Here is a 12,859-nt window from a genome sequence, read left to right on the forward strand (position 1 = left end):
GGTAAATTTATGATTTGACATAATCTCAATTATCGATATGACTGGTGTGGGAGCAAAGTTGTAATGTCGCATCTGGGCAAAGTTGAAATGTCGTAGTTCGAGGGTTTCGGCGCATGCTGGCGGCGGTTTGAACTGCTGGAGCGCATCGTGGGCCAACCTGGACTGATCACCATGAGCATGCGGGAGCTGGATCGTCTGAAGGTCGTGGAAGCCGTGATCGAGCAGCGTCTGATGCCTTGGCGAGCCGCGGAGCGGCTCGGGATCAGTCGACGGCAGATTGAACGGCTGGTTACCCGATATCGTGCTGCGGGGCCGGCTGGACTGATTTCTCAGCGCCGTGGCCACGCCAGCAACCATCAATTGCCCGAGGATCTGGCGCACCGTGCCTTGAGCCTGATTCGTGAGCGCTACGCCGATTTCGGGCCGACGCTGGCTTGCGAGAAGCTGTGGGAATGCCACGGGCTGCAGTTGTCGAAGGAAACGGTCAGGAAGCTGATGACGGACGCTGGGCTGTGGATTCCGCGTCGGCAACGACCGCCCAAGGTCTATCAACCGCGAGCGCGCCGGGCTTGCCTAGGTGAACTGATCCAGATCGACGGCAGCGATCATCGGTGGTTCGAGGAACGGGCGCCGTCCTGCACGCTGCTGGTGTACGTCGACGATGCGACGAGCCGGCTGATGCATCTGCACTTTACGGCGACCGAATCGACCTTCAGCTACTTCGAGGCCACGCGAACGTACCTGGAGCGCCATGGCAAGCCGGTGGCGTTCTACAGCGACAAGTACAGCGTGTTCCGCAGCCCGAAGGCCAGCAAGACCGGCAGCAGCGTGACGCAGTTTGGCCGGGCCATGTACGAGCTGAACATCGACACGTTCTGCGCGAACAGCAGCTCGGCCAAGGGGCGCGTCGAACGTGCGCACCTGACGCTGCAGGACCGGCTGGTCAAGGAGTTGAGATTGCGCGGGATCAGTACGGTGGCCGACGCCAATGCGTATGCGCCCTCCTTCATCGCCATGTATAACGCGCGCTTCGCGAAGCCGCCGAAGAGCGACTTCAATGCGCACCGGCCGCTGCGAAACGACGAGAATCTGGACCGGTTGCTGACCTGGCGCGAAACGCGCCGGGTATCGAAGTCACTGACGGTGCTGTATGACCGGGTGCTGTACCTGCTGGACGATACGCTCGAGAACAGGAAGCTGATTCATCGCTATATCGACGTCTGGGAGTACCCGGATGGACGAATCGAAATCCGGGCCGACGGCGAGGTATTGCATTGCCGCCTTTACGACAAGCTGGCGGCGGTCGATCAAGGCGCGATCATCGAACACAAGCGTCTGAGTCACGCGCTGCAGGTGGCTGAAGCGGTTCAGGCGCAGCGTGATAACCGGCGGATCTCGGGTTCGCCCTCGCGCGCCAATCGAGGGCTGCCAGTGCGGGCCAAGACATCGTTACCAGGCGCCAAGAAACAGCGTGCGTTCACGGAAGCCGACATTGAAGCGGCCATCCTGCAGGTCGCTTCGCAAACACATCAAGCAGAATCGAACCAGCGGTCTGCCAAGGCCCGCTGATCGAGCGTAAGCACCCTGCTGCTTCAGGCCCGGCACTTCAACGCTGAATGAAGGAAAACCGATGAAACATGCGACATCTGTATTTAGCTGGCGCTACGACATCTGAATCCGGGTATGACAACTGGTTGTAGTAGCTTTTTAGAAATGTCGTGTTCTGGCTACTTAGAAATGTCGTGTTTTGACCTCGGTATGCTGGCCGGTTCTTTGCGGGGACCACGGAGCCGGCCATGTATCCAGGTGCACTGGTGACACTGAACATGCGAGAACTCGACCGTCTGAAGGTAATCCAGGCCGTGGTGGACATGGGACTCAAGCCCGGACGCGCGGCCGAACGACTGGGCGTGACCGTGCGTCAGCTCCAGCGTCTGGTGGATCGTTACCGTGAGTCTGGCGCCGCCGGACTGGCTTCGCGCAAGCGTGGGCGTCCCGGTAATCGGCGGCTGGACGCTGATCTGGCCGATCGAGCACTGTCGATCATCCGTGATCGCTACGCCGATTTTGGCCCGACGCTGGCCTGCGAGAAGCTCCCCGAATGTCACGGGCGGAGTTGCCTTCCGTCCGGACGCATCGTTGCCGGTTCACATCGACGCCCCGGGCGGGACCGTCATCGCCCGGAGCGCACCTGCCTACGTCGTCACGCTGGCGCTGGGTTCGAGCGCAGGATTGTTTTCCCCTGCCCCGGGACGGATCTTGAACCAGATCGAGTACATAGCCGGCAGAAACACCAACGTCAGAACCGTTCCGGCGAATGTTCCTCCGATAAGCGTATAAGCCAGCGTGCCCCAGAACACGGAATGGGTAAGCGGAATGAACGCAAGCATCGCGGCGACCGCAGTCAGGATCACGGGCCGCGAGCGCTGCAGCGTGGCCTCCACCACCGCATCGAACGGCGTCATGCCCGCGCGCGCGTTCTCTTCGATCTGGCCGATCAGGATCAGCGTGTTGCGCATCAGGATGCCGGAGAGCGCAATGAGTCCCACCAATGCGTTGATGCCGAATGCCTGATTGAACAGCAGGAGTGTCGGCACCACGCCGATCAATCCCAGCGGACTGGTCGCGAACACCATCATCGTGGCGGAAATCGAGCGCGTCTGAAAAATGATGATGAGCAGCGTCAGCGCAATCATGATCGGGAACAGCGGCGCGAGCGCAGTTGTCGCCTTGTTGGCCTCCTCGATGGAGCCGGCCTCCTCGATCCGGTAGCCGCCCGGCAGCTTCGCGATGATGGGCTGAAGCTGCGCGAGCATCGCGGTCGACACATCGGGTGGCTGCAACCCTTCGGCGATATCGCCGCGCACGGTGATCGTCGGCGTTCGGTCGCGCCGGCGCAGGATCGGATCCTCCATGCGGATGTCGACTTTGCCGACCTGCGAGAGCGGCACCCGCTGCCCTGCGGCGCCGATCAGCGTGAATCCGTCGATCCGTTGCGGGTCGAGCCGGATGTCGCCCGCCGAACGCGCGACGAGCTCCACGGAACGAATGTCCTCGCGCACGTGCGTGACGGGAATGCCGGTCAGCAGGAATTGCAGTTGTTGCGCGACCGAGCTGGACGTCAGTCCGAACGCCCCGAGACGATTTTGATCGAGCGTGAAATGCACGGTGGGAACGCGCGGCCCCCAGTCGGCGTTCACCGTTCGCATCATCGGGCTGGCGTTCATGGTCCGTTCGACCTGTGCGGCGATGGTGCGCAACGTCTGGGCGTCCGGGCCCATGACTCTGAACGCAACGGGGTAAGGCGAGTAAGGGCCGAACACCAGCTGCGTGACGCGAACCTGCGCCCCGGGCACCAACCCTTCCGCGATGACCTTGCGCAAACGGAATTTGAGCGCTTCCCGTTGTCGCTCGTCATTCGTGCGGATCACGATCTTCGAGAAGGACGAATCCGGCAACTCCGGAGACATGGCCAGATAGAAGCGCGGAGCGCCCTGCCCGATGTACGAGGTCACGATCTGCGCTTCCGGCTGCTTTGCGAGCCATGCCTCGACTTTTTCCGTTGCGGACGCGGTCTGCTCGATCGAAGTCCCATAGGGCATCTGCACTTCGACGAGCACTTCCGGGCGATCGGAAGTCGGGAAGAATTGCTTCTTCACGAGCCCCATGCCCATCACGGCGACCACGAACGATGCCACCACGATCCCGGCGACCATCCACTTGCGCGCGACCACGCGCCCGAGGAAGCGGCGAAAGCGCCGGTAGTTCGGCGTGTTGTAGATCGCCTCGTGGCCGCCTTCGATCACGGCGATGTCGGGTAACAGCTTGACGCCGAGATACGGTGTGAAGACGACGGCCACGATCCACGAGGTGACCAGCGCGATGCCGACGATCCAGAACATGTTGCTGGTGTATTCGCCGGCCGTCGAGCGCGCAAAGCCATTCGGCATGAAGCCGACAGCCGTGACCAGCGTGCCCGACAGCATCGGTGCGGCCGTGTGGCTCCATGCGTAAGCTGATGCCTGGACGCGGCTATAGCCCTCCTCCATTTTCACGACCATCATTTCGATGGCGATGATCGCGTCGTCGACGAGCAGGCCGAGCGCGAGAATCAGCGAACCGAGCGTGATGCGGTCGAAGCTCTTGCCCGTTGCGGCCATGACGACGAAGACGCCCGCGAGTGTCAGCGGCACCGCCGCCGACACGACGATGCCGACACGCCATCCCATGCTCGCGAAGCTCACGACCATCACCACGAGCAGCGCGACAAAGAACTTCACCATGAATTCGTCGATGGCCGAATGGATGTTGACGGCCTGGTCGGTCACCTTCGTGAGGCTCACGCCCAGCGGCAGCCCGGCATTGATCGATGCGACTTCCGTGTCGAGCGCCTTGCCGAGATTGAGCCCGTTCCAGCCGTCCCGCATCACGACGCCGAGGAGCAACGCCGGTTCGCCTTTGTTGCGAATCTGGAACGTGGCCGGGTCTTCGTAACCGCGTTCGACGGTCGCCACATCGGAGAGCTTCAGTGTGCGGCCCTGAACGACGATCGGCGTGTCACGGATGGTCTGCAGCTTGTCGAAGGCGCCTTCGACACGAATGAAGACCTGCGCGCCCGCCGTATCGATCGAACCAGCCGGCGTGAGAACGTTCTGGTTGTTCAGCGCGGCAAAGATCTCCTGCGGGGTCACGCCGAGCGTCGCGAGCCGGTCGTGCGAAAACGACACGTAGATCCGTTCCGCCTGCTCGCCGATGATGTTCACCTTCTTGACGCCCGGCACATGAAGAAGCCGCTGGCGTAACCCCTCGGCGTCGCGCACCAGCAATCGTTGCGGCTCGCCTTTCGCCTTGAGCGCGAACAGCGCGAACGTTACGTCGGAATACTCATCATTGACGAGCGGGCCGATCACGCCGGGCGGCAGGTTGCCCGCTTCGTCGTGCAGCTTCTTGCGCGCCTGATAGAACTCCTCGGGCACGTCCGCGGGCGGCGTACTGTCGAGCAAGGTCACGGTGGTGAAGGCCAGCCCCGGACGCGTATAGGTCTCGGTCCGGTCGTACCAGCGCAGCTCCTGCATGCGCTTTTCGAGCGGCTCGGCCACCTGGTCCTGCATTTCCTGCGCGGTCGCGCCGGGCCATGCCGTAATGACCGTCATCGACTTGACGGTGAATGGCGGATCTTCGGCCCGCCCCAGTTTCAGGAAGGCAATCACGCCGGCGATCGAAATCAGGATGATCAGAAACAGCGTGACCGAGCGCTCCCGCACCGCAAGAGCCGACAAATTGAAGCCGCTCATTGCGCTGCTCCTTGCGTGGAGACGGATGCCGCGGCCAGCTTGTCGTTGGCGAGACGCACGCGCTCTCCATCGTGCAACAACTGGGCACCGAGCGCGACGACCTGGTCGCCTTCGCGAAGATCGCCAGTCACCGTCGCACTGTCGTCGCTCAATGCGGTGACACGAACCTTGTGCCAGGTCACACGCGATTGAGATCGATCGACGGTCCAGACGCCGGTGCCGGTTCCCGTGCCCGGATCGAACAAGGCGCCGACCGGCACCACTATGCCGGCCTGTGTCTGGCCGGCATTGCCGGCGAGATCGATGGTCACGGTCGCGCCGAGCGGTGCATTCGAGAGCGCGCCCTCGAGGACGTATCTGGCCTCGTAGGTTCGTGTCAGCCGATCCGCAGAATCGGAGAGCTGGCGCAGGACGGCGGGAACGGGCTTCTGGTCCGCGCCGTAAAGCGTCGCCGTGGCAATCGAGCCGGACGCGGGACGCAGCGTCTCGGGAAGCTGGACGACGGCCTCGCGGGGGCCGGCATGCGCGAGCCGCACGACGATTTGTCCCGGCGCGACGACCTGGCCCGGCTCCGCCAGCGTCTCGACCACCACGCCGTCGGCGTCCGCCATGACGACGGCGTATCCGGAAGCATTGTTGGCGAGCACGGCCTGCGCCTGCGCTGCGACGAGCTGGGCCCTGGCGGAATCGGCGGCCGCCTTGAGCTGGTCGTAGGTCGATGCCGACACCGCCCCCGCCCCGACGAGATCCCGATACCGCGCCTCGTCGGCAGCCGTCTGCGTCGCGCGCGCCTGCGCCGCGTCCACGAGTTTCTGCTGCGCACGGGCCTGCAGCCCGAGATCGATCGGATCGATGCGCATCAGGGGCTGGCCGCGCTTGACCGTTTGGCCCGCGTCGACCAGTCGCTCGATGACTTTACCCTGAACGCGGAAACCGAGATCGCTCTGAACGCGGGCGCCCACAACACCCGAAAACGACCGGCTCGTACGCGCCGCGCCGTGAACGGCGCTTGTACGCACAAGTGGCGCCTCGGTACGAGGATCAGCAGCCGGATGCTCGCCGCATGCTGCGAGCGCAAGCGAAGCCAGGCCCAATGTGTAGACAAGACGATGGCGCCGGAACATGAGATCCCCTCTCGCAAAGAACAGGAGACCTCATTCTGATACCAGTGACCAAATCAGTCAATAGTCACAACAAGATTCATGGAGCGAGACTTCTAAGGACGAGGTTCGCGAGTTGGGCCGTCGCCTCTTCCGCACCATCGAGGTTGTACTGGAGCATCAACGGATTGAAGTAAGGCTTCATCACCAGAAAGATCGCATTCACCGCTTCGTCTGGCGGGGTCTTGCGTTCGAATTCGCCGGTTTCGCGTCCGAGTCGCAGGATATCGGCGATGAGTTGCCGGATCTGGTCCTCGTAGCCTTTGACGGAGGGCCAGGGCGATGCGGCCGCCTCGGCGGCGATATCGTAGAGCTTGCGATCCTGGAAGAAAAGCTGGCTTCCAGACGCAAGCAAGGTCTTGAACATACGGCGAAATTTCTCGGTTGCACCGTGCGCGCCGTCGACATTTTCGCTGACTGCGGCCACGATCGCGGCGAGCCGATTGGCGCAGATGACCTGACCGATCGCCTGTTTGGAGTCGAAAAATTTGTAAATATAGGCTTTTGAAAACCCGATTTCCTTCGCGAGGTCGGAGACCGTGGTTTTTTCGTAGCCATAGCGGCTGAAGTATTCCGTTGCGGCGTCGACGATCTGGGCGCGAACTTCGTGGTCCGAGGGGCCACGGGACGAAGAGGTGGAGGGAGTCGGTTTGTTCATGCGTCAAGCTTAGTCCGACGCTCGTCAGTTGACAACGTGTGACCATATTGTATATTGGTCACTATATTTCCTCTCCCGTTGTCGCTCCCGAGATGATCATGCCCTTGCGCCGTCCACTTGTTCTCCTGACTAGCGTCGCCGCCCTTTCGGCGTGCGCCGTGGGTCCCGACTACCACCGCCCGGATGCGCCGCTGGCGCAGCACTACATGACCCAGCCGCCCGCCCGCGCGGCAAAGGCTCCGGTTGCCGACCTGTCCGCATGGTGGGAAAGCTTCAACGACCCGCTGCTCACGCATTACGTTTCGCTGGCGCTGGCCGAGAACCTGGACCTGGCCCAGGCCGTCGCGCAAATCACTCAGGCGCGCGCGCGCCTCGGCACGGCCAACGCGGCGCTCCTGCCGTCGGCCTCGGTTTCCGCGTCGGCGGCACGAGCCTATCAGTCTGTCGATACGCCGTTGGGGCGAGTGCTCAATGCCACGCCGGGGTACGAGCGCTGGGGCACCGCGTACGAAACCAACCTGGAGGCCGGTTGGGAGATCGACATTTTTGGCGGTCTGCGCCGTCAGCGTGAAGCCGCGCTCGCCGATTACTCGGCAACGCAGGCGGCGGCAGTTGCCACCCGGCTTGCCGTCGCGGCCCAGACTGCCGATATCTACGTCACGATCCGAGGGCTCCAGGCCCGTCTGGATATCGCGACCCGGCAGGTGCAGACGCAGCAGGCGCTTCTCGCAGACGTGAAACTCCTGTATTCGAAGGGCGCGGCAGCCGACTATCAGGTTCAGCAGGCGCAAGGTGCGCTCGACCAGGTGCAGGCCAGCGTGCCCGTCCTCCTCGCGGCGCTCGATGCGGCGTCGAACGCCCTCGACGTGATGCTCGGTACACCTCCTGGCACGCACCGCGCAGAGCTGGGCTCGCCTTCCCCGATCCCCGTCGCGCCGGCGCTCGCGGAAATGGGCACGCCAGCCGATCTGCTGCAAAGACGTCCCGATCTGATCGCCGCCGAACGTCACCTCGCCGCCGCCAATGCGCGCATCGGCGCTGCGATCGGCGAGTACTACCCGACGGTCTCGCTGAACGCCTTCCTCGGCAGCGCGACCTCGGCCGCCGCCGGTACGTTGTTCTCGGGCGGCGCCAACCAGGCGGCCGGCCTCGTCGGGCTGCGCTGGCGCCTGTTCGATTTCGCGCGCATCGGTGCCGATGTCGACGCGGCGAAAGGCGCCGACGCGCAGGCGCTCGCGGCATACCGGCAGGCCGTGCTCCGCGCCTCCGAGGACGTCGAAAACTCGCTCTCGTCATTGGTGAATCGAGAGGCGCAGGCTGCCACGCTGTCGCATGCCGAGTCGTCGTTTTCCCGCGCCAAGGATTCCTCGATGACCGCGTACCGCAGCGGTGCAGCGAGTTTCATCGACGTATTGCACGCCAACGAGACCCTGCTCCAGGCCGCCGACGCGCGTGCACAGGCACAGACGGAATCCGCTCGTGCAGCGATCTCGACGTTCAAGGCGCTCGGCGGCGGCTGGGACCCGGCATCGCACGATGCGCAGACGACGCTGAGCTCACGCTGACGCCGCCGCCCTGCACTGGCGCGCGCAATGGAGCCTGCACACGTTCCTGGTTCGCGCAATCGCGGACCACGGGCGACTCGATTGCTCGCGGGGATTCGGTCTTTCGTCCAAAGCGCACGCGGAACGCGATGTGCAGCAACTCGATGGCGATGATCAAGGCGTCGTCCATCGATCTGCCGCGGTATCGGGGCGGTCAGACATCGGCCAGGTTGGTCGCGGAACCCAAGCCCTCGACGCCAGACCGGCTCGGAGATCGGCACGCAGATGCGCTCCCCGATCTCGAACCGCACCTCGCCCGACTGTTCTCCGAGGCTTGAGTCGGCGGCCGACGTAAGCGAGAAAACGGAGACGTACGGACCGTTGCCGTGATTGCAGTTCGATTCGATGCGCCAGCAGACGAGTAAGCCTGAGCCGCGGAAGGCACAGGAAGCGTATGCAGGTCAGGTCAGACGCGTTTTCGTACTCGCCGGTTTCGATTTATATCGATGCTATTGTGATAAGAAAAGTTATCCAGATAGATTCGATAAACCCTCGAAGTACCCGACGTGTCCGAGTACACCATCGCGCGGCATTGACAGCACTTCCTCGCACGAATCCCGGATTTCACGGCGATTCGACGTGCGGTGTCGCCCCCGATTGCTGCTTCGTTCTCAGCCGTGTCGATTCCCCTTCCGCCGCAACGATCGCGGTCGCGGCCGCCCCGTTCTTTCCCGCATTTGTTCCCGCGACGCAAGACTGTTGGTCCACGGTGGGTGTTCGAACTCCGGCGCGACGCGCCTAAAGTCTGGTCCATCGGATTCATCGATCCGGTCGGCACCCACGCCGAAAACCAGTCACCTGTCGAGGCAAATCATGAGCACATCCAAAGTCATCATCGTCACCGGCGCATCGCAAGGCATCGGCGCGGAGACGGTCAACGCATTCCGCGCCCAGGGCCATCGGGTGGTCGCGACGTCCCGTTCGATCGGCGCGTCGGACGATCCCGATCTGGTCACCGTCGCGGGCGACATCGGCGACGCGGCTGTCGCGCGGCGGGTGGTCGATACCGCACTCGAGCGCTTCGGCCGGGTCGATACGCTCGTCAACAACGCCGGCGTGTTCATCGCGAAGCCGTTCACGCAATACACCGCGGACGACTATGCGACCATCACCCGCGTGAACCTGGACGGGTTCTTCCACGTCACGCAGCGCGCGATCGCGGCGATGCAGCGCAACGGCGGCGGACACGTGGTCAGCATCACGACGAGCCTCGTCGACCATGCGAACAGCAACGTGCCGTCGGTGCTTGCATCGCTGACGAAAGGCGGACTCAACGCGGCGACGAAGTCGCTCGCAATCGAGTACGCGAAGGCCGGCATCCGCGTGAACGCCGTGTCCCCCGGCATCATCAAGTCGCCGATGCATGCGCCCGACACGCACGCGACGCTCGCTTCGCTGCATCCGGTCGGCCGGATGGGCGAGATGAGCGACATCGTCGGCGCGATCCTGTATCTCGATTCGGCGCCGTTCGTTACCGGCGAGATCCTGCACGTGGATGGCGGCCAGAGCGCCGGGCATTGAGTGGCGACGATGGGAGACTGCGCTGACGCGAACAACGCGAACAACGCGAACAACGCGAACAACGCGAACGGTGAGCGGAGCGCGGCGGTCCGGCAACGGCGCAGCCGCGCCATTCGCGCCCCGCTCTGCCCCGTTGCCGGCATTCCCCCAGACGCAGCTAGCGTGCCCGCTTGCCGGGCGCCTGTTGCAGATGTTCGACGAGAAAGTCGACGAACACGCGCACGCGCGAAGACAGATAGCGCGCATGGGGATACAGCAGCATGAACGGCCGCGACCGGCCGCCCTGGCCGGACAGCACCTCCGTGAGCGTGCCCTCGCGCAGATCCCGGTCGACGATGAAGCGATAGGTCTGGAACAGGCCCGCACCGCTGCGCGCGAGCGTGACGCCGGCGAGGACGTCGCCCGACGTGCCGTAGCCGCCGGTCGTCGCGACGTCGATTTCCGCCGAGCCGTCGTTGAACAACCACGGAACCGGCCGGCCGCTGCTCGGGAGCTCGAACTGGATGCATTCGTGCGCGTGCAGATCGTCGACGGCGCGCGGCACGCCGGCGCGTTTCAGGTAGCCGGGCGTCGCGACGACAACGAGTTCCGCATCCTCCAGCTTGCGCGCGACCAGGCTCGAATCCGCCGGCGCGCGGCCGCGGATCGCAAGATCGAAACCCTCCTCGGCGAAGTCGATGTTGCGGTTGCTCAGATGCGTTTCGACGCGCACGTCCGGATATCGCTCGCGAAACGCGGGTAACAGCGGCAACACGCGATAGTGTCCGTACGGCGTCGGCATGCTGATGCGCAGCACGCCGGCCGGCGTGGCCTGCTGGCCCGTCGCTTCGCGCTCGGCGTCGACGAGCTGCGACAGCGCATCACGGCATTGCTCGAAATAGCGCCGGCCGGAATCGGTCAGGCGGATCTGCCGTGTCGTCCGCACGAACAGGCGTACGCCGAGACGCTCCTCGAGGCGCGCGACCGAGCGGCTGACCGCGGCCGGCGTGACGCTCGCAGCCGTCGCCGCGAGCGTGAAGCTGCCGAGTTCCGCGGCCAGGCAGAACAGCTCGATGCTGCCGAGCAGCAGGTCGTCGAATTTTCTCTGCATGGGGCGCTCCTGCTGCTTCGTGCGTGGCGTGGCCGGCAACGCGAACGTAGGCATCACGGAATCGCGCTCGCGGCGAGCCGGTGCGCGCCGTTTCGTCGCGTGACGCTGAAGCAGCGAGTGTGCATGAATCCCGGCCGGGAAACCAGCGTACCGATGACCGTCGCCGACACCTGTTCGCGCCGTGTTGCGCCGCGCGCGATTCGTTACATCGCGTGTCGATTCAATTGCGCGAACGATATTTACCGGCTTCGACCGCCTCAATAGAGTGACTGCCAGAAACCCGTGCGAGTGAATCTTCCGAGCCTGGGCGCCTCTCAATTTTCCCCGAAGGAGCAAGCGATGACGATCGAACAGAAGCTGGCCGAACTCGGCCTCACGTTACCCGAACCGCCGCAACCGCTCGGCAGCTACACGGCCGTCAGCGAAGCCGGCAACCTGTTGTTCATCTCCGGACAACTGCCGCTCGTCGACGGCAAGGTTGCCTATACAGGCCGCGTCGGCGAACGGCTGAGCGTCGACGACGGGCGGCATGCGGCGCAACTCGCCGCGCTGAACGTGCTTGCGCAGATCCGCAAGCACCTCGGCGGGTTCGACCGCCTGCATCACATCGTGCGTGTCGAGGGGCACGTTGCGTCGGCGGACGGTTTTTTCGGCCAGCCGGCCGTGATCGACGGCGCCTCCGATCTGTTCGCCGCCGTGCTCGGCGACAAGGCCGGACACGCGCGCTCGGCGTTTTCCCAGCGCCAGTTGCCGGCCGACGCAGCCGTGATTCTGGTCGTGATCGCCGAAATCCGGCCGGCGTAGCCGCGTTGCGGTTGCGCGGGCAGCCGCCGTTCCGACGGCGGCCGCCCTGTCCGCGCCCGGAATGTCGCGCGACGCGATCTTTTCGATATAAGGGATGGAACGCCGCACATCCTTTCCCGGCAAGGACGTACACGATCCAGATACATTGAAATACAAAATATCGCATGCGATTTAATCGAATCCGCTTGACGAGGTTCGGCGTCTCGACCAAACTGCATCGCATGCGATCGAATCGCATTAGATAGAACCTTCCAACCTGACGGAGTGAACGATGAGCAAGATCGAAAAAGTGCTGTACACGGGCAAGACGCATACGACTTCCGGCGGCCGCGACGGCGCGGCGCGCAGTTCCGACGGTCGCCTCGACATCCAGTTGTCGTCGCCGGGCACCGCCGGAACCGGCACGAATCCGGAACAACTGTTCGCGGCCGGCTGGTCGGCCTGCTTCATCGGCGCGATGCAGCTCGCGGCACGTGCGGCGAAGGTGACGCTGCCGGCCGATCTCGCGGTCGACGCGGAAGTGGACCTGGGCATGGGCGGCAACGCGTACTTCCTGCAGGCCCGCCTGAACGTGAGCGCGCCGGGGCTCGACCGTGACGTCGTGCAGCACATCGTCGACACCGCGCATCAGACCTGCCCGTACTCGAAAGCGACGCGCGGCAACATCGACGTCGAAATCCGCATCGTCTGAACGTTGAATCGGGCGGCCAGGCGCCGCCCTCCCGAAT

The 12,859-nt window shown here is 64.0% G+C and carries 9 protein-coding genes and 1 pseudogene; 6 read left to right on the plus strand and 4 right to left on the minus strand.

Annotated features, from left to right (window positions below):
- Nucleotides 1-171: 171 nt before the first annotated feature.
- Both U4012_RS14805 and U4012_RS14810 read left to right on the plus strand, forming a co-directional pair.
- On the plus strand, nucleotides 172-1,569 hold the full coding sequence (locus tag U4012_RS14805; RefSeq protein WP_321799799.1) for an ISNCY family transposase: 1,398 nt from the start codon (nucleotides 172-174) through the stop codon (nucleotides 1,567-1,569).
- Nucleotides 1,570-1,796: 227 nt separating this feature from the next.
- Nucleotides 1,797-2,111, plus strand: a pseudogene (locus U4012_RS14810) (helix-turn-helix domain-containing protein); the annotation flags it as partial.
- Between the two features lie 84 nt (nucleotides 2,112-2,195).
- Here U4012_RS14810 and U4012_RS14815 read toward each other — a convergent pair.
- From U4012_RS14815 to U4012_RS14825, 3 genes are all read right to left on the minus strand, one after another.
- Nucleotides 2,196-5,294 carry an efflux RND transporter permease subunit gene (locus U4012_RS14815; protein ID WP_059544705.1) on the minus strand — a complete coding sequence of 1,033 codons (3,099 nt, stop codon included), beginning with the start codon at nucleotides 5,292-5,294 and terminating at the stop codon, nucleotides 2,196-2,198.
- On the minus strand, nucleotides 5,291-6,418 hold the full coding sequence (locus U4012_RS14820; RefSeq protein ID WP_321799516.1) for an efflux RND transporter periplasmic adaptor subunit: 1,128 nt from the start codon (nucleotides 6,416-6,418) through the stop codon (nucleotides 5,291-5,293). Before U4012_RS14820 ends, U4012_RS14815 begins: the two co-directional genes overlap by 4 nt.
- A gap of 76 nt (nucleotides 6,419-6,494) precedes the next feature.
- Nucleotides 6,495-7,112, minus strand: coding sequence for a TetR/AcrR family transcriptional regulator (locus U4012_RS14825; RefSeq protein WP_044843507.1), 618 nt, complete (start codon nucleotides 7,110-7,112; stop codon nucleotides 6,495-6,497).
- Between the two features lie 92 nt (nucleotides 7,113-7,204).
- Between U4012_RS14825 and U4012_RS14830 the strand changes: the two genes are divergently transcribed.
- Nucleotides 7,205-8,677: an efflux transporter outer membrane subunit gene (locus tag U4012_RS14830; protein ID WP_415750379.1), complete on the plus strand. Its 1,473-nt coding sequence runs from the start codon at nucleotides 7,205-7,207 to the stop codon at nucleotides 8,675-8,677.
- An 852-nt stretch (nucleotides 8,678-9,529) separates the two neighbouring features.
- Nucleotides 9,530-10,237 carry an SDR family NAD(P)-dependent oxidoreductase gene (locus tag U4012_RS14835; RefSeq protein WP_321799519.1) on the plus strand — a complete coding sequence of 236 codons (708 nt, stop codon included), beginning with the start codon at nucleotides 9,530-9,532 and terminating at the stop codon, nucleotides 10,235-10,237.
- Nucleotides 10,238-10,394: 157 nt separating this feature from the next.
- On the opposite strand, the gene U4012_RS14840 is transcribed toward U4012_RS14835, so the two are convergent.
- Nucleotides 10,395-11,327 (minus strand): LysR family transcriptional regulator, encoded by a 933-nt coding sequence (locus tag U4012_RS14840; RefSeq protein WP_044843509.1) that lies wholly within the window; start codon nucleotides 11,325-11,327, stop codon nucleotides 10,395-10,397.
- A 339-nt stretch (nucleotides 11,328-11,666) separates the two neighbouring features.
- On the opposite strand from U4012_RS14840, the gene U4012_RS14845 reads away from it, so the two are divergent.
- Together U4012_RS14845 and U4012_RS14850 are read left to right on the plus strand one after the other, a co-directional pair.
- A complete protein-coding gene (locus U4012_RS14845) occupies nucleotides 11,667-12,131 on the plus strand; it encodes a RidA family protein (RefSeq protein WP_321799521.1) in 465 nt (154 codons plus the stop codon).
- Nucleotides 12,132-12,402: 271 nt separating this feature from the next.
- Nucleotides 12,403-12,822 carry an organic hydroperoxide resistance protein gene (locus U4012_RS14850; RefSeq protein WP_124485459.1) on the plus strand — a complete coding sequence of 140 codons (420 nt, stop codon included), beginning with the start codon at nucleotides 12,403-12,405 and terminating at the stop codon, nucleotides 12,820-12,822.
- The last annotated feature ends 37 nt before the right edge of the window (nucleotides 12,823-12,859 follow it).

The sequence above is a fragment of the Burkholderia sp. BCC1988 genome, from assembly GCF_905339895.1.
Taxonomy (GTDB): Bacteria; Pseudomonadota; Gammaproteobacteria; order Burkholderiales; family Burkholderiaceae; genus Burkholderia.

What these genes read in the sequence shown, in the direction of transcription:
- U4012_RS14825 (WP_044843507.1), bottom strand. Translation starts at nt 7,112, where the DNA reads ATGAACAAACCGACTCCCTCCACCTCTTCGTCCCGTGGCCCCTCGGAC.
- U4012_RS14820 (WP_321799516.1), bottom strand. Translation starts at nt 6,418, where the DNA reads ATGTTCCGGCGCCATCGTCTTGTCTACACATTGGGCCTGGCTTCGCTT.
- U4012_RS14815 (WP_059544705.1), bottom strand. Translation starts at nt 5,294, where the DNA reads ATGAGCGGCTTCAATTTGTCGGCTCTTGCGGTGCGGGAGCGCTCGGTC.
- U4012_RS14805 (WP_321799799.1), top strand. Translation starts at nt 172, where the DNA reads ATGAGCATGCGGGAGCTGGATCGTCTGAAGGTCGTGGAAGCCGTGATC.
- U4012_RS14850 (WP_124485459.1), top strand. Translation starts at nt 12,403, where the DNA reads ATGAGCAAGATCGAAAAAGTGCTGTACACGGGCAAGACGCATACGACT.
- U4012_RS14830 (WP_415750379.1), top strand. Translation starts at nt 7,205, where the DNA reads ATGATCATGCCCTTGCGCCGTCCACTTGTTCTCCTGACTAGCGTCGCC.
- U4012_RS14840 (WP_044843509.1), bottom strand. Translation starts at nt 11,327, where the DNA reads ATGCAGAGAAAATTCGACGACCTGCTGCTCGGCAGCATCGAGCTGTTC.
- U4012_RS14845 (WP_321799521.1), top strand. Translation starts at nt 11,667, where the DNA reads ATGACGATCGAACAGAAGCTGGCCGAACTCGGCCTCACGTTACCCGAA.
- U4012_RS14835 (WP_321799519.1), top strand. Translation starts at nt 9,530, where the DNA reads ATGAGCACATCCAAAGTCATCATCGTCACCGGCGCATCGCAAGGCATC.